This window comes from Roseateles hydrophilus (assembly GCF_026712245.1).
GTDB classification, from domain to species: Bacteria; Pseudomonadota; Gammaproteobacteria; order Burkholderiales; family Burkholderiaceae_C; genus Pelomonas; species Pelomonas hydrophilus.
This window is the reverse complement of record NZ_JAPPUY010000001.1, coordinates 21886-46169: the sequence shown is the minus strand read 5'-3', so window position 1 is coordinate 46169 and position 24284 is coordinate 21886. Positions and strand designations below refer to the sequence as shown.

Sequence of the window (24284 nt, the reverse complement as noted above, 5' to 3'; positions counted from 1 at the left end):
GGTGGCGCAGGGCGAGCCCGCCTAGCGAAGCACCAGGTTGTCGCGGTGGATCAGTTCCGGCTCGGCCGCATAACCCAGCAGGCTCTCGAACTCCGATGACGGCTTGCGTGCAATGAGCCGCGACTCGGCGCCTGAGTAGTTCGCCAGCCCACGCGCCAACTCCGTGCCATCTGGCGCCAGCACCGCGATGACGTCGCCGCGGTGGAAGTCGCCCTGCACCTCAGTAACGCCGATGGGGAGCAGACTCTTGCCCTCGCCGCGCAGCTTGGTCACGGCACCGGGGTCCACCGTCACGGCGCCGCGCATCTGCAGGTGATCGACCATCCACTGCTTGCGCGCCTGCAGCTTGGCAGTGGCGGCGTGCAGCGCCGTGCCGATGGCCTCGCCGCGCGCCAGCCGCAGCAGCACGTCGGGCTCGCGCCCCCAGGCGATCACCGTGCCCGCACCGCTGCCCGCCGCGCGCTTGGCCGCAAGGATCTTGGTCAGCATGCCGCCGCGGCCGATGCTGGAGCCCGCGCCGCCGGCCATCAGTTCCAGCTCGGGATCGCCGGCCTGCGCGTTGTCGATGAAGCGCGCGTTCGGGTCCTTGCGCGGATCGGCCGAATACAGGCCGCGCTGGTCGGTCAGAATGACCAGCGCATCGGCCTCGACGAGATTGGCCACCAGCGCGCCCAGCGTGTCGTTGTCGCCGAACTTGATTTCGTCGTTGACGACCGTGTCGTTCTCGTTGATGACCGGCAGCACGCGGTGCGCCATCAGCGTCAGCAGCGTCGAACGAGCGTTCAGGTAGCGCTCGCGGTCAGCCAGGTCGGCGTGCGTCAGCAACACCTGCGCGCTGTGCAAGCCGTGCGCACTGAGCTGGCTTTCATACATCTGCGCCAGGCCCATCTGGCCGACAGCAGCAGCGGCCTGCAGTTCATGAAGCTCCTTGGGCCGCGTCGTCCAGCCCAGGCGCTTCATGCCCTCGGCGATGGCGCCACTGGACACCATGACCAGCTCACGCCCCTCGGCTGCCAAAGCCGCCAGCTGGCGGCTCCAGTTCGCAATCGCCTCGGCATCCACGCCGCGGCCCTCGTTCGTGACGAGGCTGGAACCAACTTTGACAACGATACGGCGCGCGCTGGACAGCAGACTCATTCGGCAGGATCAGGGGAATCGAAACGGACATCGCGCTCTTCGATGACGCGCTGCTCGGCGGCAACGTGGTCGTAGATCGCATGGATCAGCGGCTGGCAGCCTTCGCGGGTCAGCGCCGAGATCTCGAAGACCGGGCCCTTCCACTTGTAGCGCTTGACGAAGTCCTTCACGCGCGCAGCGCGCTCGTCCTCGGGCACCATGTCCAGCTTGTTCAGCACCAACCAGCGCGGCTTGGCGTGCAACTCGGCGTCGTACTTCTTCAGTTCCGCGACGATGGCCTTGGCTTCCTTGACGGGATCGACCTCGGGATCGAAAGGCGCCAGGTCGACGACATGAAGCAGCAGCCGCGTGCGCTGCAAGTGACGCAGGAACTGGTGACCCAGGCCGGCGCCTTCCGCCGCGCCCTCGATGAGGCCCGGGATGTCAGCGACAACGAAGCTCTTCTCGGGCCCGACGCGCACGACGCCCAGGTTGGGGTGCAGCGTCGTGAAAGGGTAGTCGGCGACCTTGGGGCGCGCGTTGGACACCGCCGTGATCAGCGTGGACTTGCCCGCATTGGGCTGGCCCAACAACCCCACGTCGGCCAGCACGCGCAGTTCCAAGCGCACCTTCTTGATCTCGCCCGGCCAGCCCGGCGTCTTCTGACGCGGCGCGCGATTGGTCGACGTCTTGAAATGCAGATTGCCGAAGCCGCCGTCACCGCCCTTGCACAGCAGGATGCGCTGACCCGGCTCCAGCAGTTCGCCGATGACAGACTCGGTTTCCAGGTCCGTGATGATGGTGCCGACCGGCATGCGCAGCACGATGTCATCAGCAGCAGCGCCGAAGCAGTCGGACCCACGCCCGGCCTCGCCGTTGCGCGCCTCATGACGGCGCGCGTAACGGTAGTCGATCAGCGTGTTCAGGTTGCGATCGGCCTCCGCCCACACGCTGCCGCCCTTGCCGCCGTCGCCGCCATCCGGCCCGCCGAACGGAATGAACTTCTCGCGGCGAAAGCTCGCGCAGCCGGCTCCACCGTTCCCGGCGGCGACATCGATGGTGGCTTCGTCAACGAATTTCATGGCGTTCGGCCATCGTAATGGCTGGGTGGATTCCGGCGCACCGTCGTGCGACGCGCCAGACTTCAGAAATGACAAAGCCCCGGCAGGCCGGGGCTCGTGGGTCGGGCGATGTAGTCGCCCTCAATCGCTGTCGCCTTAGGCGGCCAGCGGGGTCACGACAACCGTCGAACGGTTGTTGGCGCCCTTGGTGGTGAAGCTCACGTGGCCATCGACCAGCGCAAACAGCGTGTGGTCCTTGCCGATGCCGACGTTGACGCCGGGGTGGAACTTCGTGCCACGCTGGCGGACGATGATCGAGCCAGCGGAGATCAGTTCACCGCCGTAAGCCTTGACGCCCAGCATCTTGGGCTTGGAGTCGCGGCCGTTCCGTGTAGAACCGCCGCCCTTTTTCTGTGCCATGTTTAGCTCCTAGAAATTAGCGTAAGAAGGGGTTGGGATCAGCCGTTCACCGCGCTGATTTCCAGCTCGGTGTAGTTCTGGCGATGGCCCTGGCTCTTCTTGTAGTGCTTGCGACGGCGCAGCTTGAAGATGCGAACCTTGTCGTGCTTGCCATGGCTGACAACCGTGGCGCTGACGGTGGCACCAGCCACCAGCGGCGCGCCGACGGTCAGGCCATCGCCGCTACCAACAGCCAGCACCTGGTCCAGCGTGACCACAGCGCCAACCTCAGCGTCGAGCAGCTCAACCTTGATCTTTTCGCCGGCAGCAACCTTGTATTGCTTGCCGCCAGTCTTGATGACTGCGTACATGAACTTCCTTTCACACCCGGAGGTGCATCACCGAACTGCCGCTGCAGCCAAAGCCGCCGCGTTTCGTTCAGCCTTTTTGTGGGTTTTTGATGCTCTCAGCAACACCGCACACACCAGCATGCTGGGCGCACGAATTGTAAAGAGCCCGCGAGTATACCCGCATCTTCACGCCAAGAGCAATGCAGGCCCTCGCGTGGATCGACAACATCAAGCCAGACAAGCGCCACGAACAATGCAACGGCGGTCACTACAATCGCGAATTTCTTCGCTTGAGAGACAAGAGTGCGCGTCGAGTCTGCCTCGCCCCCACCCCAAATTGCCGAGGCACTCGCCCTGCTGACCGCCGAAATGGCGCAGGTCGACGCCGTGATCGCGCAGCGCCTGAGCTCCGAGGTCGCGCTGATCGACCAGATCGCCCACTACATCGTGCACGCCGGCGGCAAGCGCATGCGCCCGAAGCTCGTGCTGCTTTTTGCCAATGCGCTGGGCTTCGAGGGCGCCGCGCGCTTCGAATTGGCAGCCGTCGTCGAGTTCATCCACACCGCCACGCTGCTGCATGACGACGTCGTCGACGAATCGTCGCTGCGCCGCGGCAAGCCGACCGCCAACGCCCTGTTCGGCAACGCCGCCAGCGTGCTGGTGGGCGACTTCCTTTACTCACGCGCCTTCCAGATGATGGTCTCGGTGGACCGCATGCGTGTGCTGGAAGTGCTGGCCGAGGCAACCAATGTCATCGCCGAGGGCGAGGTCCTGCAGTTGATGAACATGCACGACCCCGACATCACGGTCGAGAGCTACCTGCGTGTCATCCGTTTCAAGACCGCCAAGCTGTTCGAGGCCAGCGCGCGACTGGGCGCCGTGCTTGCGAATGCATCACCTGAGATCGAAGAGGCTTGCGCTGGCTACGGGCGCGCATTGGGCACGGCATTCCAGCTCATCGACGACGTGCTGGACTACGAAGGCGATACGCACGAACTTGGCAAGAACATCGGCGACGACCTGCGGGAGGGAAAAACGACGCTGCCGCTGCTCATCGCCATGGAGCGAGCCACCCCGGAGCAGCGCGCGCTGCTGCGCCACGCCATCGAGGAAGGCGAGCTCGACAAGCTGCAGGACATCGTCGCCATCGTCCGCTCCACGGGCGCGCTGGAGTCCACGCGCGAAGCCGCTCGCACCGAGGCGCAGCACGCAGGAAACTGCCTCAAGTTGCTACCTCGCAACAAGTGGACAGAATCTCTGCTAGAATTCGCAATTCAGTCAGTTGAGCGCCACTCCTGAAGCGGCAAACAACATCGACAAACGGGGTGTAGCTTAGCCTGGTAGAGCGCTACGTTCGGGACGTAGAGGCCGGAGGTTCGAATCCTCTCACCCCGACCAGGATTTTTTAGAAAAAGCCCAAGTGAATCAAGCACTTGGGCTTTTTTGCTTTGGATCGTCATGAATGACGATTTAGAGTAAATCTCGGCCCTCGATGGCCCAAGAATGGCCCAGCAAGTCGATGTGGTTTTGACTGGCAACCCGTCCCGTGCGTAGCGCAGGGGATGCGGACAAAAACTTGGACTGGTTATGTGGCGATGCCCAAGCGCCGCCTATGCTGGGCGGGGCTGCGAAAGCCCAGTGAACTCTTGATCCGAGCCTCGTTGTACCAGCGGATGTAGGCGTCCACCGCCGCCACGAACTCTTCGATGGTCGTCGTGAGCCAGTCGCGAGCGAAGAACATCTCGGTCTTGAGCCGACCGAAGAAGCCCTCGCACGCCGCGTTGTCCGGTGAGCATCCCTTGCGTGACATCGAGCGGACCAGCTTGGCGTCAGCGATTCGAGCCAGCCAGCCTGGCCACCGATAGTGACCACCGCGATCGGAATGCACCACGGGCTTCTCGCCACTGACAGCGACCTTGTCGATCGCAGCGTCCAGCATCGTGTTGACCAACTCGGCGTTCGGCCGCGTGCCGATCGACCAGCTCACGACCATGCCGTCGAAGCAATCGATCATGGGAGAGAGATACACCTTTCCAGCCGGGATCTGGAACTCCGTGATGTCAGTGAGCCACTTCTCGTTCGGCGCACCGGCGCTGAAATCGCGGTTCAGCACGTTGTCGGGCGCTGGACTGATCTCGCCCATGTAGGAGCCGTACCGACGACGCTTGCTCGTCGCGGCGACCAGGCGCTCCTGCTTCATCAGACGGCGCACGACCTTCTCCGAGACGTTCACGCACTGATCGCTCAGCGACGCGTGAAGTCGCCGGTAGCCATAGCAGCGGTAGTTGCGCTCGAAGATGTTGGTCATGGCCTGGCGCACGCCGGCGTACTTGTCGGCCACTCCGAGTCGGGCCCGATGGTAGAAGTAGGAACTGCGCGGCAGGCCGACTTCGCACAGCAGCTCCGTCACCGTGTAGGTGGACCTCAGGGCATCAACCAGCAGCGTCTTCTCCCGGTTCGTCAGGGGCTGCTGATCGATGCCCAGCTCTTTTTTTAAGAGTTCATTCGCCTTCTTCAGCAGATCCTTCTCGAGCTGCAGCCGCCGGATGTCTTGTCGCAGCTTCTCGAACTGCTGTTCGAGGGCAGCTCGATCTGAGCTTGCAGGGGCGCCTTGCTTGCGCTTCATGGATGCGGGTGCGTCGTGGCCGAGCAATTGATTTTTCCACTTGTACAGCGAGCCCCGTGACACGCCGACCTCGTCGGCCACTGCCTGCGCGCTGGCCGGGCGCGTGCAGAAGGCAATGACAGCCGACTGTTTGGCTTCGGGCGCCAGCTCCTGCGGCCGACCGACAACGCGCGTGCGCTGCGGATGAAGCTCTTGAAGCCACGCGGACAGCAATGAACGGCAGGGATAGCCAAGCGCCTTGATCGTCGCCGCGATGCACTGGCCGTGCTCGAGGTAGTGCTCGACAGCCCGTGCCTTCTGCGCCTGGGAAAACTTCGCCGGCCGCGTGTAGCCGGCGCGCAGCTCGTGGCTCTGTTCGTACTCGCGGTACCAGGTCTTGAGCGCGTTCTTCGTCGGATATCCCAGCTGCCGAATGGTCAAGCCGATGCGCTTGCCCAGCTTGACGTACAGCTGCACGGCTCGAAGCCGGTCCTCGTATGAATACATGAACTACCTCCAGGTAGTCCAAGAAATCGTCCGCATCCCCAACTGGAACTGGTCGACCTGGGCGACGCCAAGAAGGAAACGAAGGGCGACCCGGAGACCTACCGCCTGGAAGCCAAGCCCCTGAGTGGCTGCTTTAGGCGGGTGCACGCGGTAGCGTTTTGTCACCCGTTGCGCCGGCGCGCGGCCATCTCGGCGCCCATGGTCGCCAGGACCTCAGGCCCGCTAAGCTGCAGAGTGGCGGGATAGGCCTCAACCTCCTCCAACGCGATGTGCGCACGATAGAGCGCTGCGAAGACCGACCAGGCCCTTGTGTCAGGCATCAGGCCCTTGTCGAGCAAGGCTTCGAGCCCGGGTCGCAGCGCCAGATAGGCGGCGTGCATCTGAACATGGTCGGCGGCAATACGATCCGCCAGTTCGCCTCGCCCGATCTGGCGCAACAGCGGCAGCACGTGACGCTCCTCGTCCTCATGGTGGTGCGGCGCGGCAATGTCAAAGTAGCGTTGGACATCCAACGCGGCATCGCGGGCCTGTTGGTCCACCTCACCGCGGGCCCGCAAGTGCGTGCCGAGTCGCAGCAGAAGACTCAGACTACGCTCCACGCGCTCATGGCAGGCCTCCAGCATCTCGTAGGGCTGATCGAAGCCGACGGCCGGAGCATTGTTCAACAGATTCATGCAAGACGTCCCAGCGGGTGATGCGCACGCGCCGTGGCCACCAACTGAGCGGCGCAAAGCAGGGCGAGCAGGAAACAGAGCCAGCGCGCTCGCTGGCCGTGCGCCCGGCGAAGGGCCAGGGTGCCCAACAGGATGTAGGCGAGCAGCCAGCCGAACTTGGCGAACAGCCAGGTCATGGGCGCCCAGCCCAGCTGTGCCCAGAGGCCCAGGCCGGCGGCCAGCAGCAGGCTGTCGACGAGCACCGTGGCGCGGCGCAACGCGGTCCGCATCGGCCAGGCCGCGCCGGCCAGCACGCCTAGGCCGCGGGCGGCAAAACAGATCAGGCTCAGGGACACCAGGCCGATATGCGCCTGCTTCAGCAAGAGGTAACTCGTCATCGCAGCCGAAGCATGCCGCAGCCCGGGCGTCGCTGCGCTTGCGCTGCATCAAGCCCCAGCGGTGCCGGCTTGAAGCAGATCAAGGCCGCCGCCGTTCCGCGGATCCAGCATCGGCTCCATGCCAAGCGCCATACCTCCCAGCTGCTGCGCCGGCCTTCGCCCCACCCTGCTGCAGGGCTGGCGCCAGGGCCTGCCCCTGCATAGCTCACCCTTCCGCGAGATGGCGGCGCGCAGCGGCGCCACGCCGCATGAGCTGTTGCGCACCTGCGCCCAGCTGCAGCGTGACGGTGAGCTGCAGCCCATCCACGCGCGCTGGGGTGAGGCCCTGCCGCGCGAACGCTGGCTGCTGTTCTTTGACAACGCCGACGAGGCCCTGGCCGGTGCAATGGCCGGCCTGCCCGGCTGCCTGCGCATCGAACGCTGCGCGGCCGAGGGCGATCCGCCCTGGCTCTGGGCCGAGCTGGAGGCCCTGGACGGCGCAGCCCTAAAGGCCCAGCTGAACTGCCTGCCCGCGTTGCCGGCGGCCAAGCTGCGTCTTGCAGCCGCCGCGAACGCAGCTGCCGGCCCCTGCGCCGACCCGCAGCTGGCCGCCTACCTTGAGCGGGGCGTGCCGCTCTGCGCCAACCCCTACGCCGCCTGCGCGCGCCGGCTCGGGCGCAGCGAGCGCGGCCTGCTCGCGGCTTTGCTCAACTGGCAGCGCGCCGGCGAGCTGCAGGGCCTGGTGCTGACGCCCGCACCGCCGCGCGGATCGCGGCCCGGCTGGATCGCGCTCTGGCAGCAGGCACCGGCGCTGCAGGCTCTGCACGAGCTGCCCGGCCTGGAGCGCCTGCTGCCCGCACCAGCGCGTGGCGACTGGCCCTGGGCCCTGAGCGCGGTGCTTAGCGGCGCCGCCCGGCCCGCGGAAATGCCCGCCGGTGCGCGCTGCCTGCGCCTGCACATCCAGCAGCCGCGCGAGGCGGCGCTGCTGTTTCAGGGCCCGGGGTAGGCGGCCAGGCGCTCCACCGCCTGGATGTGGATGCGCCGCCCCTCGACGAGGATCAGCCCTGCCTCCTCCAGCTCGCGCAGCACACGCGAGAAATACTCCGGCGTCAGCGAGAGCCGCGAGGCCAGGGTGCCCTTGCTGACCGGCAGCTCCACCATGCTGGGGCCGCCGTCACCGGCGTCGCGCAGCAGATAGCCGATGACGCGCTGCACGCCCGACTGCAAGGCATAGGCCTGCACATCGCTGACCAGGCCGTGCAGGCGGCGGCTCAGGCCGGCGAGCATGCGCAGCGCCAAGCGCTGGTCGGCGGCCATCGCGTCCAGCACGGCCTGGCGCGGCAGCACCAGCAGTTGCGTGTCGCCCAGGGCCTGCGCGTTCACCGGGCTGGGCCGGCCGAGGAACATCAGCGCCTCGGCAAAGCTGTGGCCGGGGCCGATCAGCTCGATGACCTTCTCGTTGCCATTGGCCGCCAGCACATAGAGCTTGATCGGCTGGCCGAGGTTGACGAAGAAGGCCTCGCAGGGGTCACCGGCACGTAAGGCCAGCTCGCCGCGGGCGAGCGGCTTGAGGCGCGTGGCGGCGGCCAAGCGGGCCAGCGATTCGGCGTCGATCTCGCTGAACAGCGGCAGGCGCTGCAGCCAGCGCTCGGCCGAGAACTCAACCTGGCCGGCCATCGATGCGCGGTCGGCCGAGCCAACCACCGTAGCGCCAGGTCCAGAACACCGTGACTGCGGCCCAGATCGTGGCGGCAGGGATCAGGCTGTTCAGGCCCAGCGAGGCGGCCAGGCGCAAGAGCACGCCGAGCTGCAGCAGGCCGTAGATGGCCCAGGCCGCGCGGTCCACGGCCAGCGGTCGGCCGCTATGGCCGGCGGCCACGCGGGTGATCATCGCGATCAGCGTGCAGCCAAGGTAGCCGAGGGTCAGGGCGTGCAGCGGAGCGGCACCAAGACTTCCCTGCCCTGTCGCCTGCAGCGTCAGCGAGACGGCTTGCAGACCGAGCGCCAGACCCAGCCAGACGAAGCCGCCGTGCAGCATGGCCAAGAGGCGCAGGGACTCGCCCTGCAGGCTGCGCACCAGGCCCCAGCGCACGGCAAGCAGAAGCAGGGCCAGCGATGCCAGCGCCAGCGGCGGCGCCAGCAGCCAGGCCGGCAACCAACCCATCTCGGCCAGACCACCGGCGACTAGGCCGCCCAGCATGGGGACCAGCAGCGCGTTCGGCTTCCAGGCCTCCAGCTTCGGCAAGGCGGCGGCACTGAAGAAGGGAATCATGCGGTGCGAGACGATGGCGTAGACCGGGGCCACGAAGCCCCAGAGCCCGAGCTGGGTCGCGCCGCGCAGCAGCAAGGGCTGCTGGCTCAGCAGGGCCCAGCCGGCGAGCGCCATCGCCAGCACACCGAGCCCACAGGCGATCAGCACGCCCTTCGCGTGCAGGCGATCAGGGGCCGTGCTCTCGCGCACGAGCCGGCCGAAGCGCAGGGTCAGGCGCAGCCAGCCGGCCGCCGCGAGCGCAACGCCGAGCGCGGCAACCAGGCCGCCGGCATGCAGACCCACGAGCGCCAGCGCCCAGCCGATCCCGAACTGCAGCAGCGGTGCCAACAGGGTGCGCGCCTCCACCGGCGGCATGCCCAGCCAACGCGGCCCGGCGGTGAACAGGAAGCCGACCATGAAGGCCGGCATGAAGCCCAGGGTGAACAGCAGGCCATGGGCCAGGGTCGGCGCCACCACCCAGGGCAGCACGAGGTCGAAGCGCGGCGCGAGCAGCACGAGCAGCCACCAGATCGCCAGCAGGCTCATGGCCGCGGCGCCGACCGCAAAGCCCAGGCGATGCGGCGCGCTGAGCAGGCGCTGCGGGCGCCAGGGCTCGCGCAGGGGCTGGATCGGGATCGTTCTCATGCGGGGGTCCCCAGCGGGGTCCCGACCGGTACGCCGGGCGTTAGCAGGCGCTCCATCAGCTGGCGCACGCTGGCGATTTGATCGCCGAAGGGCAAGGCGCCGCGGCCGCGGAAGAACAGGCCCTTCGTCACCTCGCCGCGCAGCGCGGCGGCCAGGCGCTGGTCGATGCAGAACTGTCCCCAACCCTTGAGCCCGTCGCGCAGCCCGCATTGCTGCAGGCAGTCGAAGGCCATGGTGCAGCGCTGCTTGAGCTGCGCAACCGCCTGCAGCCGCGGCTCGGCCTTCAGGTAGCGCTCCAGCCAGGGCGTGCGCAGCGCGCGCGCCGGCAGGCCGGCCACGCTGGTGAACTCGACCAGGTCCTCGTCGCGTGCGCCGGCCAGCACCTGCTTGAAGTTCTCATGCGCATCGCACTCGGTGGTGGCCACGAAGGCGGTGCCAAGCTGGGCCGCGTCGGCGCCCAGGGCTTGCAGGCGCTGGATGTCCTCGCAGCGGCGCACGCCGCCGGCGGCGATCAGCGGCACCTGACCCTCCATGCCGGCATCGCGGATCAGCTGGCGCACCGCCGGCAGCGCGGTCTCGAACTCGAAGCGTGCCTCGCCAAGGTCGGCCACCTTGGCCGCGCCCAGATGCCCGGCGGCGTGGGCCGGGTGCTCGATGACGATGGCGCTGGGCAGGCGGTTCTTGCGCTCCCATTTCTTCCACAGCAGCGCCACGCCGCGGGCGTCGGACAGGATGGGGATCAGCGCGGCCTTCGGGTGATCCTGGGCCAGCTCGGGCAGGTCCAGCGGCAGGCCGGCACCGACGACCAGGGCGTCGATGCCCTGCTCCAGCGCAGTGCGAACCGAGGCGGCGTAGTCGGTCACCGCACGCATCACGTTCACGGCCAGCAGACCGCGGCCACCGGCGATGACCCGCGCGCCCTGGATCTCGCGCGTCAACGCCTCCTGATTCGCTTGCTGGATGACGGCCTTCTTCTCCTCACCGTCCTTCATCCCCTCGCTGCGCGCCATCAGATCGGGGTGATGGCGGCGCAGGTCCACCGAGGCGATGGTGCCCCAGGCGCCCTCGGCCGCCACGGCACCCGCCAGGCGGTGCGCCGAGATGCCCACGCCCATGCCGCCCTGCACGATGGGCAGCAGCGAGCGTCCTGCCAGGTTCAGGGGGCGCAGGCCGGCGCCGGCGATGCGATCGAACAGGGAGATAGCGGTCATGGGCAATCCGGGACGGGGCAAAGCGGCGATGCTGGCGCGAACCGCCGCGCAGCGCCTTGACGTGGTTCAACCTCCGAGCACATGCATGTCGGCACGTTCGGTTTGCAGCTCGCGCAGGCGCTCGCGCTGCTCGGAGTAGGCGTCGGCGCGCGCCGCCCAGATCGCGGCCAGGCGTTCGCGCAGCGCCTGCTCGCTGGCTTGGGGGCCGCGCAGCAGCGGCCGCAGGTCCTGGCCCTGCGCACCGAACAAGCAGGTGAACAGCCGCCCGTCGGCCGTCAGCCGGGCTCGCGTGCAGTCGCCGCAGAAGGCCTTGCTGACCGCGCTGATGAAACCGATCTCGCCCTGGCCATCGCCATAGCGCCAGCGCTCCGCCGTCTCGCCGCCCTTGCTCGGCGCCAGCGCCTGCAGCGGCCAGCGCGCATGGATGCGTTCGCGCAGGACGGCGCTTTCCAGCACCTCGTCGCGCTTCCAGCCGTTCTGGCAACCGGCGTCCATGAACTCGATGAAGCGCAGCACCATGCCGGAACCACGGAAGTGCTCGGCCAGCGGCAGCGCCTCCTGGTCGTTGACGCCGCGGCGCACGACCATATTGACCTTGATGGACTTGAAGCCCGCCTGCTGCGCAGCCTCCAGCCCGCGCAGTACTTCCGCGACCGGGAAGCCGACCTCGTTCATGCGGCGGAACACCGCGTCGTCGAGCGCGTCCAGGCTGACAGTGAGGCGCCTCAATCCGGCGTCGCGCAAGCCTTGAGCCTGATCGGCGAGCAGGCTGCCGTTCGTCGTCAGCGCCAGGTCCGGCGCCTCGCCGTCCAGGGTGCGCAGTTCGGCCAGCTCGCGGATCAGGGTCGCCAGATCGCGGCGCAACAGGGGCTCGCCGCCCGTCAGGCGCAGGGTGCGCACGCCGAGCTGCAGGGCCTCGCGGGCGACCTGCACGATCTCCTCGAAGTTCAGCAGTTGCGATTGCGGCAGGAAGCGATGCCCGGGCCCGAAGCGGCTGCGCGGCATGCAGTAGCTGCAGCGGAAATTGCAGCGGTCGGTCAGCGAGATGCGCAGGTCCCGCCAGGGCCGCTGGCGGCGGTCGCGCAGCGAGCCGTCGAGAGGGGGAGAAGGCACAGCCGCCAGCGCGCGCGGCGCGCTCATCCAGTGCACAGGGGCCAGATCCATGCGGCCGATTCTGGGAAGGCAGGGGTCGGCGGCCCATCCCGCCGTGGCAGGAGCAGCGCCGCCGGGGCCTAGTCCTTTCGACCTACCCCTCCCTCCTTCGGATGCGCTGCCGCCGCGAGCGCCCAGGCCCTAAGCTGGGCGCATGAACATCGAGCACTTCGACGACCTGCTGGCCCTGGCCCGCGCCCAGGCCCAAGCCGAACCGCAGCGCCTGCTGATGGTCTTCACGGCCGCCGAGTGCGAGCCCGACGCCACACCCGCCCAGCGCGCCGCGCACGAGGCCGGCAGCGGCGGCGTGCTGCGCCCGCTGATGTGCGTGGACAAGGACCCGGCCGAACTCGCCGACTTCGCGGCCCTGGCCGCCGAGGCGCGGCATGCCGGCCCGGCCTGGAGCCTGATGTTCGCGGCCGCGCTGGCCGGCCAGAGCAGCGCCAAGGAGGTCGAGCGCATGCTGGAGCTGCTGGTCAAGCGCGTGGAGACCGGCGAGCTGGGCGGGCTGATCCCCTTCAACACCGCCGGCGAGGCGGTGCAACTCATGGCCTGATGCGCTGAGGCCTCATGGCCAAACGCTTCCCCATCGCCCCCGCCCATCCCGAGCGCATCTGCTGGGGCTGCGACCTCTACTGCCCGGCCGATGATCTGCGCTGCGGCAATGGCAGCGATCGCACCCAGCACCCGATCGAGCTGATGGGGCCGGAGTGGTTCACCGAACCCGGCTTCGAGGACCTGGCAGCGCCCGCCAAGGATCCGGCATGAGCGCCGACGCCGAGCCGCTCCCGCTGGTCTACGCCTGCTCCGGCTGCTCCAGCGCCGCCCAGCTGGCCAATCACCTGGCGGTGCGTCTGGACCGCGAGGGCAGCGCCGAGATGTCCTGCATCGCTGGCGTCGGCGGCGGCGTCAAGCCGCTGGTGCGCACCGCGCGGCGCGCGGCCGAAACCGATCGACCCATCCTCGCCATCGACGGCTGCCCACTCGGCTGTGTGCGTGCCAGCCTCGAACGGGTCGGCGTCACCGCCGCCGATGAGCTGCGCCTTCACGAACTGGGCGTGCGCAAGGTCCAGCATGGCGACTTCGACCCGGCGCAGGCCGAGGAACTGCTCGTCCTCTGCCGCGAGCGCTTGGCGAGGCTTGGCGCGCGCTGAAATCAGGCGGGCTTGGCCAGGCAGATCGTCACCAGCGCCGACGCATCCTCCAGCGCGTTCAGCGCATGCGGCTCGCCAGCGCGCAGATGGATCAGGTCGCCAGCACCCAGCAGCTGCTGTCCGGCCGGGGTGTCGAAGGCGATGCGGCCCTCCAGGCAGAGCACGGTGATCTCGCCGGGCGCGCTGTGCTCGCGCAGGCCGCGGCCCGCCGGCAGCACCAGGCGCACCAGCTCCAGCTGCTCGGCCTTCAGGATCGCCGTGGTCTTGAACTCGGCCAGCCGCTCGCCGTAGGGCGCGAGCCCGACCACCTCACCGGATCGCGCGTGCATCTGGGCCATGGCAGTTCCTCCTTGTATTGCCTTGAAGCGCGTCAAGGCAGCGGCTCATCGTGCTGCCGAGAATAGCCGCATCGCGCCCGGCCGCCCGCTGGCCCTGCCAACCGCACTTCAGCCCTCATGAACTTCCAGCCCCGTAGCCCATTGGCGAACGTCGCCTCGACACCCGCATCGCCGGTCACGGCGGGTCGCGCATGACGAGGGCGCGCGCGCAAAGCCCTGGCGAGGAGATGGCCAACAGCATCAGCCACGGCCTCGGCCTGTTGTTGGCCGTGGCCTCGCTACCCATCCTGCTGCACTTCGTCGCGCAGCGCGAGGGCGGCGTGGTTGCGGTGAACGCGCTCAGCGCCAGTCTGTTCTGCGGCACGATGATCCTGCTCTACGCGGCATCGACCATCTATCACGCGCTGCCGGCCGGGCGCGCCAAGCAGTGGTTCAACCGCATCGACCACGCCGCCATCTACCTGTTCATCGCCGGCAGCTACATGCCCTATCTGCTCGGCGTACTGCGCGGCCCCTGGGGCTGGAGCCTGTTCGGCGTCGTCTGGGGCACGGCGCTGGTCGGCGTGCTGGCCAAGCTCTTCAACCGCCTTCGCCGCCCGCTGTGGTCCACCGGCATCTACATCGCAATGGGTTGGGTGGCCCTGGTCGCCGCCGTGCCCCTGTTCGAACGCCTGCCCGCCGCCGAGCTGAGCTGGCTGGTCGCCGGCGGCCTGGCCTACACGCTGGGCGCGGTCGTCTTCCATTTCGACGAGCGTCTGCGCTACGGGCACCTGGTCTGGCATCTGTTCGTGCTGGCCGGCAGCGCTTGCCATTTCGTCGCGGTGTTGTTGCAGACGGTTTGAGGTGGCGACGCCAAGTGCGCTGCTTCCCTGAATTCGTAGCACCGCCTTCCAGAGTCCGTTCACCCCGACGAGGAGATCGGATCGAAGCAGAGGTGTTTCTTCCGCCTGGAGTCGCTACAGAGCCAGGTGGACCTGCTACGACCTTAGAAGCAAATCCCCCCGAATCCGCCTCGCCGCCTCCATCAGCGCTGCAGACGGAAAGCCCGCCGGCGCCGTGAGCCGGCCCTGCGCATCCGGCAGGCGCGCGACCTGCAGCACATGGCGCGGCGCATCGCGCAAGGCCTCGACCAGGCGCAGCACATCGGCGTCGCTGAACCATTGCGGGTGCACGGTGCTGCGCAGCTCGTAGGCGATGCCGCTGCCCTTCAAGAACGCGAGGGACTCGCGCACGTGGCGCAGGGCGCCGACGCTACCGGTGATGCGGTCGTGCAGCAGCTCGTCGGCGGGGGCGGTCTTCATGTCCAAACCGACCCAGTCGAGCAAGGGCAGCAGCTCGGCCAGGCGCTTGGGCGCGAGGCCGGCCGTGTGCAGACCCAGGCGGTAGCCCATCGCGCGCAGCGCTTGGAGAACTGCGGGCAGGGCCGGGTCCAGCGAGGGCTCGCCGCCGCTGAAGACCACGGCGTCCAGGCGCCCCAGCCGGGCCTGCAGCCAGTCGCGCAAGACCGGCCAGCGCGGCCCCTCCCCCGGGCCCTTGGCCTGCAGCGCCGGGTTGTGGCAGTAGCCGCAGCGCCAGGGGCAGCCCTGCAGGAAGACGACCGCGGCCAGCTGGCCGGGGAAGTCCACGGTGCTGAAGGGCTGCAGGCCGGCAACGGCCAAGCGCTCCGGCACCGCGCTCTTTGGTGGGCCGAGCGCCGGGCCGCTCCCAAGCCGGCCCGCACAGGCGATGTGCTCGCCGGTCAAGCCGGCAAGCATTGCCATCCCCTCGGGGGATCGGCCAAGGTAGTCCTTGGACGAAGGACTTCTTCAAAAGGCGTGCGCTCGGCGAACTCACCCTGCTTGCCGATGTTGAACGAGGCCACCGGGCGGTGGTAGCCCATCACCCGGGTCCAGACCTCGCAGCGCTGGCGTTCCTCGTCGCGCAGCGTGACGGCTTCTTCTTGGCGTTCGATGACAGCTTCCATGTGTTTCTCCTTCAGGCGGGTTGAAGTTGTTGTTGACGCTTGCGAGCGAGGCGCTCCTCGTCACATCGTGGGCAGAACTCGTGATGCCCGGCCAGATAGCCATGCGTCGGGCAGATCGAGAAGGTCGGCGTGATCGTGATGTAGGGCAAGCGGTGGTAGGTGAGCGCGCGACGCACCAGTTCACGGCAGGCGTCGCTGCTGCTGATGCGCTCGCTCATGTAGAGGTGCAGCACCGTGCCGCCGGTGTACTTGCGCTGCAGTTCCTCCTGGCGCTCCAGGGCCTCGAAGGGGTCGTCCGTGAAGCCGACGGGCAGCTGCGAGCTGTTCGTGTAGTACGGATTCGCGTCCGTGCCGGCCTGCAGGATGGCCGGCCAGCGGCGGCGGTCTTCCTTGGCGAAACGGTAGGTCGTGCCCTCGGCCGGCGTGGCCTCGAGGTTGTAGAGATGGCCTGTCTGCTCCTGGAACTCGACCATGCGCGCACGAACATGGTCCAGGAGCCGCACCGCCATCGCATGCCCGGCCGGCGTGGTGATGTCGTGCGCGCCCCGCGTGAAGTTGCGCACCATCTCGTTGATGCCGTTCACGCCCAGGGTCGAGAAGTGATTGCGCAAAGTGCGCAGATAGCGCCGCGTGTAGGGGAAGAGCCCTTGGTCGATCAGGCGCTGGATCAGCTTGCGCTTGATCTCCAGGCTGTCGCGGCCGAGCTCCAGCAGCTCGTCCAGGCGCGCCAGCAGCGCGGGCTCGTCACCCGCGTGCAGGTAGCCCAGCCGCGCGCAGTTCACCGTGACCACCCCCACCGAGCCGGTCTGCTCGGCCGAGCCGAACAGGCCGTTGCCGCGCTTGAGCAGCTCGCGCAGGTCCAGCTGCAATCGGCAGCACATCGAGCGCACCATCTGCGGTTCCAGATCCGAGTTGAGGAAGTTCTGGAAGTAAGGCAGACCGTACTTGGCCGTCATCTCAAAGAGGGCCGCGGTGTTGGGGTTGTCCCAGTCGAAGTCCTTGGTGATGTTGTAGGTCGGGATCGGGAAGGTGAACACGCGGCCCTTGGCGTCGCCGGCCGTCATCACCTCGATGTAGGCGCGGTTGATCAGGTCCATCTCGGCCTGCAGCTCGCCGTACGTGAACGGCTGCTCCTGCCCGGCGATCACCGGCACCTGCTCGCGCAGATCCGCCGGGCAGCTCCAGTCGAAGGTCAGGTTGGTGAACGGCGTCTGCGTGCCCCAGCGCGACGGCACGTTGAGGTTGTAGATCAGCTCCTGGATGCATTGCCGCACCTGCTCGTAGCTCAGGCTGTCCTTGCGCACATAGGGCGCGAGGTAGGTATCGAAGCTGGAGAAGGCCTGCGCGCCGGCCCATTCGTTCTGCAGCGTGCCGAGGAAGTTCACGATCTGCCCGACCGCGCTGGACAAGTGCTTGGGCGGCCCGGCCTCGACCTTGCCGGGCACGCCGTTCAGCCCTTCGTGCAGCAGCGTGCGCAGGCTCCAGCCGGCGCAGTAGCCGCTGAGCATGTCGAGGTCGTGGATGTGGATGTCCGCCTCGCGGTGCGCCTGGCCGATGGCCGGCGGGTAGACATGGTCCAGCCAGTAATTGGCGACCACCTTGCCGGAGACATTGAGGATCAGCCCGCCCAGGCTCCAGCCCTGATTCGCATTGGCGTTGATGCGCCAGTCGCGCTGCTGCAGGTACTCGTCCATGGTGGCCTGCACGTCGACCAGGGTCTGGCGCGCATCACGCAGGCGGCGGTGCTGCTCGCGGTAGACCGTGTAGGCACGCAGGGTCTTGCGCCAGCCGGCGTCGAACAGTGTCGACTCGACAGCGTCCTGGATCTGCTCGATGCCGGGCAGCGGCAGCGCGAGCAGGCGCGGCAGCACGCCGTCCTCGGTGAGGCGCAAGGCCTCGTCGGCCCCGAACTCGGCGCTGGCGCGGCCGGCGGCCGCCAGGGCCTGGACGATCTTGCGCGCGTCGAAGACCTGGAGGCGGCCGTCGCGCTTCATCACCTGCTGGGGAGTTTCCTGACTCATTGCGCTACCTGTAGTGGGCGTAGGCCGTGATTGGCGCTACATCTAGTGGCAGGCAGTGTCGGCAGCGGGTGCGGGTGCGTCCTTGAAGCAGATCAAGAAAGGGCCGCGCCCAGGCGCTGCTCGATCAGCTCGTCCTTGGCCTGCCATTGCGCGTCCACCCAGGCGCCCAGGCGCTGACGGTAGGCCTTGTCGCGCATCGGGTCGCGGCCCAGCAGCTCAGCCGGGATGGGCAGCTGTCGCACATGCACGCTGACGGCGCCGCAGCGACCGCTGAGCAGCTGCCAGAAGCTGGGCGTGCCCTGCGGGTAGACGATGCTGACGTCGAGCAGGGCCTCGAACTGCTCGCCCATGGCCGCCAGGGCCACGCCCAGGCCGCCGATCTTGGGTTTGAGCAGATGCCGGTAGGGCGACTGCTGCGCCGCCTGCTTGGCCGGGCTGAAGCGCGTGCCCTCGACGAAGTTCATCACCGTGGTCGGGTTGAGCTTGAACTTCTCGCAGGCCGCGCGCGTGCGCTGCAGATCGTTGCGGCGCGCATCGCCACCGCCGCCCTTGCCGCGCTTCATGAAGGGGAAGTCCAGCGCCCACCAGGCCAGGCCGATGACCGGCACCCAGATCAGCTCCTGCTTGAGGAAGAACTTCAGAAAGGGCACGCGGCGGTGGAAGACGCGCTGCAGCACCAGGATGTCGACCCAGCTGCGGTGGTTGCAGGACAGCAGGTACCAGCCGCGCGGGTTCAGGCCCTCGACGCCCTGCACCTCCCAGGCCTGCGGCTGCAGCGCGGCGATCCAGGCGTTGTTGATCGCCACCCAGCCCGAGGCCAGGGCGTTCATCAGGCGGTCGCAGCGGCGGCGCAGGGGCTTGAGGGGCAGCAGCAGCTTGAGCAGGGCCGGCGGCAGCAGGGCCAGGGCGATGAGCAGGGTGTTGAGCGCGAGGACGGCGGCGGCCAGGCTGCCGCGCAGCAGCGCGAGCACGGCGCTCATGCGGGCTCCGGCATCGAGAGCCGCTTCACCGCGGCAACGAAGCGCTGCAGGGTCTGCGAACGCGCGCCCGGCGCGAGGCGGATGTCGATGAGCTGGAAGCGCCCGCGCGTGGCCAGGGCTTTGCGCAGCGCGGCCGCCAGCTCGGCGCGGGTCTTCACGGCGTGGCCGTCCCCACCCATGCCACCGGCCATCGAGGCGAAATCCCAGCGCCCAAGGTCGTGGAAGCCGCCCTCGGGCAGGAAGCTGCGCAGCATCTCCCAACCGCTGTTGTTGAACACGAGCACGATGGGATCCAGGCCTAAGCGCGCCGCATGGCCGATCTCCCAGCCGGTCATCTGGAAGGCGCCGTCGCCGACCAGGATCAAGGGCCGCTGACCGCTGGCCTGCTGCAGGCCCAGGCCGGCCGGCACGCCATAGCCCATGGTCGCGTAATAGCCGGGCGCCAGCAGCGCCGAGGGGCGCAGCGCCATCGCCGTGAACAAGCAGTCGCCGACATCGCTGGCGATGGGCATGGGACCGTGGCGAGCGAACAAATCGTTGATGGCGCGGGCGATGTCGTCCGGGGCGACGGGCTCGTCGTCCTCCGCCAGGCCCTGCGGGTAGGCGGGCGGCGCCGGCGGTGCGGCCACTGCCGGCCTGGCCTGCGGCGGGCAGCGCTGCAGCAAGGCGTCGACCAGGGCCGCCAGCGGCAGCTCGGGATAGACATGGTGGCCGACGCGGACCTCGTCGTCGTAGGCGACGAGCGCATGGCGGAAGTCGATGCGCTTTGCAGAGACGGCGAAGTTCGTGTCGGAGACGATCACGCCGAGCAGCAGCAGGGCGTCGGAATGCTCGACGCGATGGCTGAGTTCGGGATCGCCGGCCAGGCCCAGGTAGGTGCCTGCGAGCGGAATGCCGGCCTCCGCCAGCAGGCCGCGGCCCATGAAACTGGTGATCACCGGCAGGCCGAGCCGGCGCGCGAGCTCCGCCACCTTGGCCTCCAGCCCGTAGCGCCGCACCTCCACGCCGACGACGAGCAGCGGATCGCGCGCGGCGCGCAGACGGGCCAGCAGCTCGTCGGCCGCCGCGGCGACGCGCTCGGCATCCCAGGTCCTGATCGCCGGCGCCGGCACCGCGGCGCAGGGCTGGCCCGGCAGGTCGCGGGGGATCTCCAGATAGACCGGGCGCGAGCGCGCCAGCGCGGTGTCGAGCACGCGGGCGATGGCCTGCGGCGCACGCTCCAGGTCGTCGAGGCGCGCGCGGTCGGCGGTGATCTCCTCGTACAGCCGCCATTGCGAATCCAGCTGCTTGACCTGGTGGTGCAGCAGCAGGCCGCTGACCGCCTCGTGCGCGGCCGGCGCTCCCGAGAGCACGACCAGGGGCACCCGCTCCGCGTAGGCGCCGGCCACGGCGTTGACGAGATTCAGCGCGCCGGCGCCGTAGGTGACGGCGGCCACGCCCAGCGCGCCGCGCACGCGCGCCGTGGCGTCGGCCGCAAAGCCCACGCCGGGCTCGTGCGCCAGCGTCAGGATGGGCAGGCGGCCGTCGCGTTCGATCTCGCGGAACAGCGGCAGCGCGAAGTCGCCGGGGATGCCGAAGATCTCGCGCGCGCCGCGCGCCAGCAGCGCGTCAACGAGGCGCTGCGCGAGGGTGGGATGGGACATGGGGAGCAACCTTCCGCGGGCCGCGCAGCGCGAGGCCCAGCTTCAAAAGCAGAAAGAGCGCGATGGCCGCGACCGAGCCCAGACCCGCGACGCGGCGCAGCGCGAAGTCATCGAGCAGCAGGGCCGCGTAGCGCATCAGCAAGCCGACGTGCAGCAGCGCCAGTGGCACATAGAGCAGCGCGCTGAAGCCCAGGCGGATGCGCAGCAGCGCCGGCGCGATCAAGGGCGCATGGCCGAAGACCATGGAGAACACGAAGCCCAGGCCGAGCGCGTGCAGCGCGGCGTCGTAGCTGGCCTGACCCGGCTGCAGGCCGAAGCCCAGCAGCAGCGCGCCGGCGATGGCCAGCTGCACATAGCCGGCGAGCAGCGAGGCGGCGACGAAGCGCGTCAGGCCCTGGAGCCGCAGCGTGCGCCGCGCGATATCCCATCGCGCCAGCCAGGCGGCCAGACCGAGCAGGGCCGCACCGAACAGCCGCGCGTCCCAGGGCTCGGGCAGGGCCAGCGCAGCGAGCAAGGCCAGCAAGACGGCAGCGAACAGCGGCGGCGCCTTCGCTGGCCGCGGCGCATAGCGCGACAGCTCCAGGCGCTCGCCGGCGATGGTCAGCACCAGGAAGCCGAACAGCGGCAGCAGCGTTTGCTGGAAGGGCGCGCCCACGGCCAGCAGCAGATGGCCGAGCAGGCCGCAGAAGGCGCCCAGCACCAGCACGCCCATGAAGGCCTCGGCCTGCTTGCGCGCCGCCGCCAGGGTGGCGAGCAGCAGCACGGCGCTGCCGAGCGCATAGCCGGCGAAGCCGGCGGCGGCCTCGCCGCTCAACAAGGCCAGGGTGCCGGCACCGGCGAACAGTGGCGCGCCATAGGCCCAGGCGCGACCGATGGCGACCGCACGCTCCAGGCCGATAACGACGCCGAACAGACCGCCAAGCATCAGCGGGCCATGCCAGGCCGTCGCCGCGGGCAGCGGCAAGGCCCAGCCGATGCGCGCCAGGCCACCGGCCAGGCCGCTGGCCAGCGCGGCCATGCCCAGCAGCAGCAACAGGAAACGCGGCCAGGTCGGCGAGGTTCTGCTCATGCGCCCTGCTCCCAGCCCAGTTGCTCACGCGCCGCGGCGCTCAAGCGCGCCGGCGTCCAGGGCGGCGCGAACACCAGCTCCAGCTCCAGTTGCTGCGGCGGCGGCAGCAGCGCCTCCAGCGCCTCCTCGACCTCGCCGAGTAGCATCTCGGCCATCGGGCAGGCGGCGCTGGTCAGGGTCATGCGCACATAAAGCCCTTCAGGCCGCTCCTGCAGCGCCTCGATCAGGCCGAGGTCAACGAGGTTGACGCCAAGCTCGGGGTCGACGATCTCGCGCAAGGCCTCGCGGGCCTGGGCGACAAGCGGGGTCCTGTCGCTCATGCCGGGAGCAAGAGGGCGTGATTGTCGGGGACCATGGCCTGTGGCCAGGCCAGCATCTGCGCGCCGCCGGCCTGCCAGCGCGCAAGGCCCCGACCGGCGACGAGCAGCACCGCGCGCTCGCCCTCGTGCCAGCCGTCCTGCAGCGCACAAGGCTCGGTGAGTTCGGCGATGCGCGTCCAGCGCTCCGGCTGTGCCGGCTGCCAGAGCAGGCCCAGGCCGGCCTTCTGCGCGCTGAGCACAAAGCCGCCGCCGGGCGCGGCGCAGATGTCGCCTGCATAGCCGAGGCCAGGTCCGCCGGTGACGGGCAGCCTGAGCCGCTCGCCGTCGAACAGCGCGAGCAGGGGCGCATCCTCGCGGCTCCCGGCCTGCGGGTGTTCGGCCTGCAGCGCGATGCCGAGCTGCTGGCCATCATGCGACCAGGCGAGATGGCGCAGGCTGATGTCGGGGTCCGCCAGGGTCCAGCGCGCCAGCTCGCGGCCGTTGCTGGGGTTGATGCGCAGCAGCGCCGACGCGATGGGCTCGCCGCTGCGTTTGCGCCCGTCGGGCCAGCGCGGCAGGCCGCCCAGCGCGAGCAGCAGGCTGCCGTCGCGCTCGGCGACGATCTGGTGTCCATCGCGCCCGGCCAGTGGCCAGCGGGCCATCAGCGCCAGGGTCTTGGGGTCACGCAGCGCCAGATGCGCCGTGTCGTCGCGCGGATCGGTCTCGGTGGCGAACAGGCCGGCGGCGTGCGGCAGCAGATGACCGTTGAAGCGCCAAGGTCCGTACTGCCTGACCCAGCGCGGTCTGCCTGCCGCATCCCCATACAGCAGCCAGTCCCCCGCGCGGGCAGCCACCGCGTAGAAGCCCCCTGCCCCATCGCCGATCAGGCCATGGGCGCGACTGGGCAGATCCCAGGCGGCCTCGACATCGATCCGTCGCTCGGCCCAATCCAGGTTCAGCACTCCGACCTGGTCGCGGCCATTGGCGAGTCGCCAGGCCAGGGCCAGGCGGTGGGCGGGCGCAGCGGCCAGCGCCAGCAGCGGTGCCGCGGCCGCGCCGAGCATCAGCAGTTGTCGTCGTTTCATGCTCGCGCCCCCACCCAGAGCGGGCCGATCGCGTCCAGGGTGTTCTTCAGGATCAGGCCGTACTCGGTGTCGCCTTCCATCACCAGGGCGCCGTCGAAGAACAGGCGGTCGGCATCGTCCTCGCCGCGCAGCAGTCGCCACAGCGCCTCGACCGTGGCGCGCAGGCGCAGCCGGGCCGGGCCGCTCTCGGCTGCGGCTCCAAAGCCGCGCGGCCCCAAGCACAGGCGCACCCGGGCGCCGAGTTCCTGCAGCTCGATCTCGACGATGGCGCCCTGCAGGGCTTCGCGCTGGCCGGCGTCCAGGCGCGGCAGCAGCAGGCGGTCGAGCAACAGCGCCAGCAGGGTCGATGGCGGCCGCGTGGGCAGCCGCGCAACTCGTGCGCGCCAGGGCGCGGGCAGGCTGGGCAAGCTGAGTGCGCTCATGCGGTCTCCCGCCGGGCCGCCCCAAGGGAGACCAGGCCCCCTTGGGGGGCAGCTAGCGAAGCGCGCGTGGGGGCGGATAGCTTTGCCTCCTCCAGCCCCGCAACACGGCGTGCGAAGCCGTCCACCAGACGCCCTGGCAGCGGCAGCTTGCGCAGCTCGGCCAGGCCTTCACTCGGGCTCAGACCGCGCGCGAAGACCGCGTCGAAGAGCCGGATCACCTCGTCGAAAGGCCCGCTGCAGGGCGAGAGCCGCAGCCACTGCACCCCTGCCTCGCGCAGCGCATGGCCATGCCCGAGCAGGCATTGCAGGGCGGCGCTTTGCGTCTGGATGCCGTTGAGCGCGAGGAAGTCCTCGCCGTCGCCGGTCTTCAAGAGCAGGCCGTCGGCATCGTCGCGGCAGCGGAACTGGCAGTCGTCCTTCTTCAAGCGGTGATGCCGGGCGGTGAAGCAGCGTGCCGAAAGCGCCAGCGGCAATCGGCCGAAGCCCCAGACCTCGGTCGCAAGCCGGCTGGGCATCGGGTTGATGCGGCCGACCGCATCGAGCGCCAGCTCTACCGGCGCCACCCAGCGGTCGGCGCCCAGCTCGGCGTGTTCGGCCAGCGCGGTGGCGCTGTAGATGTTCAGGTGCGGGCCCAAGGTATGCGGGCGCCAGCCGGCCTCGCGCAAGACCTGCAGCGCGGCGGCGTCGCCCGCCTCGACCGGGAACTCGTCCTGCTCGCAGACGCGTCGCAAGGTGCGCAGCTCGGCCTCGCTCATCACCAGGGCCATGGTGGCCAGGCGCACGTCCTTGCCGGCGGCGCGCAGCTCACGGGCGATGGATAACCAGTCGTCGAACTTGATCTCGTTGCGCCGCGAGCAGACCAGCTCGCCCAGCACCACGGTCTGCACCGGCGAGTCGGCGATCTCGGCGTAGAAATTCATCAGCACGGCCCGCGGCCACCAGTAAAGCAGCGGGCCGACGCTCAGTCGGATGGGAGTCATGTC

At 69.1% G+C, this 24284-nt stretch carries 28 protein-coding genes and 1 tRNA gene; 7 read left to right on the top strand and 22 right to left on the bottom strand.

What is annotated here, in order from left to right:
- Nucleotides 1-21: 21 nt before the first annotated feature.
- From proB to rplU, 4 genes are all read right to left on the bottom strand, one after another.
- The gene (gene proB, locus NYO99_RS00250; RefSeq protein WP_268165088.1) at nt 22-1137 is read right to left on the bottom strand and encodes a glutamate 5-kinase; all 1116 of its coding nucleotides are present in this window, start codon (nt 1135-1137) and stop codon (nt 22-24) included.
- The gene (obgE, locus tag NYO99_RS00245; protein WP_268165087.1) at nt 1134-2198 is read right to left on the bottom strand and encodes a GTPase ObgE; all 1065 of its coding nucleotides are present in this window, start codon (nt 2196-2198) and stop codon (nt 1134-1136) included. Before obgE ends, proB begins: the two co-directional genes overlap by 4 nt.
- Before the next feature lie 135 nt (nt 2199-2333).
- Entirely contained in the window at nt 2334-2597 is a 264-nt protein-coding gene (rpmA, locus tag NYO99_RS00240; RefSeq protein WP_025564361.1) for a 50S ribosomal protein L27, read from the bottom strand.
- 38 nt (nt 2598-2635) lie between these two features.
- The gene (gene rplU, locus NYO99_RS00235; RefSeq protein WP_268165086.1) at nt 2636-2947 is read right to left on the bottom strand and encodes a 50S ribosomal protein L21; all 312 of its coding nucleotides are present in this window, start codon (nt 2945-2947) and stop codon (nt 2636-2638) included.
- A gap of 348 nt (nt 2948-3295) precedes the next feature.
- On the opposite strand from rplU, the gene ispB reads away from it, so the two are divergent.
- Both ispB and NYO99_RS00225 read left to right on the top strand, forming a co-directional pair.
- Nucleotides 3296-4225 carry an octaprenyl diphosphate synthase gene (gene ispB, locus NYO99_RS00230; protein WP_422395476.1) on the top strand — a complete coding sequence of 310 codons (930 nt, stop codon included), beginning with the start codon at nt 3296-3298 and terminating at the stop codon, nt 4223-4225.
- A gap of 22 nt (nt 4226-4247) precedes the next feature.
- Nucleotides 4248-4324, top strand: a tRNA-Pro gene (locus tag NYO99_RS00225).
- 187 nt (nt 4325-4511) lie between these two features.
- Here the strand turns inward: NYO99_RS00225 and NYO99_RS00220 are convergent.
- The 3 genes from NYO99_RS00220 to NYO99_RS00210 all read right to left on the bottom strand — a co-directional run bounded on the left by NYO99_RS00220 (nt 4512) and on the right by NYO99_RS00210 (nt 7074).
- Complete coding sequence (locus NYO99_RS00220) at nt 4512-6038, bottom strand: IS3 family transposase (RefSeq protein WP_268165082.1); 1527 nt, start codon at nt 6036-6038, stop codon at nt 4512-4514.
- 161 nt (nt 6039-6199) lie between these two features.
- Nucleotides 6200-6712, bottom strand: a complete 513-nt coding sequence (locus tag NYO99_RS00215; RefSeq protein ID WP_268165080.1) for a hemerythrin domain-containing protein — start codon at nt 6710-6712, stop codon at nt 6200-6202.
- Entirely contained in the window at nt 6709-7074 is a 366-nt protein-coding gene (locus tag NYO99_RS00210; RefSeq protein ID WP_268165079.1) for a SirB2 family protein, read from the bottom strand. The genes NYO99_RS00215 and NYO99_RS00210 overlap by 4 nt, the downstream gene beginning before the upstream one ends.
- 133 nt (nt 7075-7207) lie before the next feature.
- Here NYO99_RS00210 and NYO99_RS00205 point away from each other — a divergent pair, with 133 nt between their 5' ends.
- Entirely contained in the window at nt 7208-8074 is an 867-nt protein-coding gene (locus tag NYO99_RS00205; protein WP_268165078.1) for a hypothetical protein, read from the top strand.
- Here NYO99_RS00205 and NYO99_RS00200 read toward each other — a convergent pair.
- The 4 genes from NYO99_RS00200 to moaA form a co-directional block, all read right to left on the bottom strand.
- On the bottom strand, nt 8059-8745 hold the full coding sequence (locus NYO99_RS00200) for a Crp/Fnr family transcriptional regulator (protein ID WP_268165077.1): 687 nt from the start codon (nt 8743-8745) through the stop codon (nt 8059-8061). The genes NYO99_RS00205 and NYO99_RS00200 overlap by 16 nt on opposite strands.
- Nucleotides 8729-9964 (bottom strand): NnrS family protein, encoded by a 1236-nt coding sequence (locus NYO99_RS00195; RefSeq protein WP_268165075.1) that lies wholly within the window; start codon nt 9962-9964, stop codon nt 8729-8731. Before NYO99_RS00195 ends, NYO99_RS00200 begins: the two co-directional genes overlap by 17 nt.
- Nucleotides 9961-11175, bottom strand: a complete 1215-nt coding sequence (locus NYO99_RS00190; protein ID WP_268165074.1) for an NAD(P)H-dependent flavin oxidoreductase — start codon at nt 11173-11175, stop codon at nt 9961-9963. The genes NYO99_RS00195 and NYO99_RS00190 overlap by 4 nt, the downstream gene beginning before the upstream one ends.
- Nucleotides 11176-11241: 66 nt before the next feature.
- Nucleotides 11242-12339 (bottom strand): GTP 3',8-cyclase MoaA, encoded by a 1098-nt coding sequence (moaA, locus tag NYO99_RS00185; protein ID WP_422395462.1) that lies wholly within the window; start codon nt 12337-12339, stop codon nt 11242-11244.
- A 142-nt stretch (nt 12340-12481) separates the two neighbouring features.
- Here moaA and NYO99_RS00180 point away from each other — a divergent pair, with 142 nt between their 5' ends.
- From NYO99_RS00180 to NYO99_RS00170, 3 genes are read left to right on the top strand one after another with little or no spacing between them, the layout of a single operon-like run.
- Nucleotides 12482-12883, top strand: coding sequence for a ribonucleotide reductase subunit alpha (locus NYO99_RS00180; RefSeq protein WP_268165073.1), 402 nt, complete (start codon nt 12482-12484; stop codon nt 12881-12883).
- Between the two features lie 14 nt (nt 12884-12897).
- Nucleotides 12898-13095 carry a DUF3079 domain-containing protein gene (locus NYO99_RS00175; protein ID WP_268165072.1) on the top strand — a complete coding sequence of 66 codons (198 nt, stop codon included), beginning with the start codon at nt 12898-12900 and terminating at the stop codon, nt 13093-13095.
- Nucleotides 13092-13481 (top strand): putative zinc-binding protein, encoded by a 390-nt coding sequence (locus NYO99_RS00170; RefSeq protein ID WP_268165071.1) that lies wholly within the window; start codon nt 13092-13094, stop codon nt 13479-13481. Before NYO99_RS00175 ends, NYO99_RS00170 begins: the two co-directional genes overlap by 4 nt.
- A 2-nt stretch (nt 13482-13483) precedes the next feature.
- Here NYO99_RS00170 and NYO99_RS00165 read toward each other — a convergent pair whose 3' ends face one another.
- Entirely contained in the window at nt 13484-13819 is a 336-nt protein-coding gene (locus NYO99_RS00165; RefSeq protein WP_268165070.1) for a cupin domain-containing protein, read from the bottom strand.
- 227 nt (nt 13820-14046) lie between these two features.
- On the opposite strand from NYO99_RS00165, the gene trhA reads away from it, so the two are divergent.
- Complete coding sequence (trhA, locus tag NYO99_RS00160; RefSeq protein WP_326494809.1) at nt 14047-14661, top strand: PAQR family membrane homeostasis protein TrhA; 615 nt, start codon at nt 14047-14049, stop codon at nt 14659-14661.
- A gap of 135 nt (nt 14662-14796) precedes the next feature.
- Here trhA and NYO99_RS00155 read toward each other — a convergent pair whose 3' ends face one another.
- From NYO99_RS00155 to NYO99_RS00110, 10 genes are all read right to left on the bottom strand, one after another.
- Nucleotides 14797-15573, bottom strand: a complete 777-nt coding sequence (locus tag NYO99_RS00155) for an anaerobic ribonucleoside-triphosphate reductase activating protein (protein ID WP_268165068.1) — start codon at nt 15571-15573, stop codon at nt 14797-14799.
- Entirely contained in the window at nt 15558-15782 is a 225-nt protein-coding gene (gene nrdD, locus NYO99_RS00150) for an anaerobic ribonucleoside-triphosphate reductase (RefSeq protein WP_268165067.1), read from the bottom strand. Before nrdD ends, NYO99_RS00155 begins: the two co-directional genes overlap by 16 nt.
- 11 nt (nt 15783-15793) lie before the next feature.
- On the bottom strand, nt 15794-17803 hold the full coding sequence (locus tag NYO99_RS00145; RefSeq protein WP_268165066.1) for a ribonucleoside triphosphate reductase: 2010 nt from the start codon (nt 17801-17803) through the stop codon (nt 15794-15796).
- 92 nt (nt 17804-17895) lie between these two features.
- Nucleotides 17896-18783 (bottom strand): acyltransferase, encoded by an 888-nt coding sequence (locus NYO99_RS00140; RefSeq protein WP_268165065.1) that lies wholly within the window; start codon nt 18781-18783, stop codon nt 17896-17898.
- Entirely contained in the window at nt 18780-20426 is a 1647-nt protein-coding gene (gene ipdC / locus NYO99_RS00135) for an indolepyruvate/phenylpyruvate decarboxylase (RefSeq protein WP_268165064.1), read from the bottom strand. The genes NYO99_RS00140 and ipdC overlap by 4 nt, the downstream gene beginning before the upstream one ends.
- A complete protein-coding gene (locus NYO99_RS00130) occupies nt 20392-21495 on the bottom strand; it encodes a hypothetical protein (protein ID WP_268165063.1) in 1104 nt (367 codons plus the stop codon). The genes ipdC and NYO99_RS00130 overlap by 35 nt, the downstream gene beginning before the upstream one ends.
- Nucleotides 21492-21815 carry a metal-sulfur cluster assembly factor gene (locus NYO99_RS00125; protein ID WP_268165062.1) on the bottom strand — a complete coding sequence of 108 codons (324 nt, stop codon included), beginning with the start codon at nt 21813-21815 and terminating at the stop codon, nt 21492-21494. The genes NYO99_RS00130 and NYO99_RS00125 overlap by 4 nt, the downstream gene beginning before the upstream one ends.
- A complete protein-coding gene (locus NYO99_RS00120) occupies nt 21812-22879 on the bottom strand; it encodes a DUF1513 domain-containing protein (protein ID WP_268165061.1) in 1068 nt (355 codons plus the stop codon). The genes NYO99_RS00125 and NYO99_RS00120 overlap by 4 nt, the downstream gene beginning before the upstream one ends.
- On the bottom strand, nt 22876-23301 hold the full coding sequence (gene ubiT / locus NYO99_RS00115; protein WP_268165060.1) for a ubiquinone anaerobic biosynthesis accessory factor UbiT: 426 nt from the start codon (nt 23299-23301) through the stop codon (nt 22876-22878). Before ubiT ends, NYO99_RS00120 begins: the two co-directional genes overlap by 4 nt.
- A complete protein-coding gene (locus NYO99_RS00110) occupies nt 23298-24281 on the bottom strand; it encodes a U32 family peptidase (protein ID WP_268165059.1) in 984 nt (327 codons plus the stop codon). The genes ubiT and NYO99_RS00110 overlap by 4 nt, the downstream gene beginning before the upstream one ends.
- Nucleotides 24282-24284: the final 3 nt, after the last annotated feature.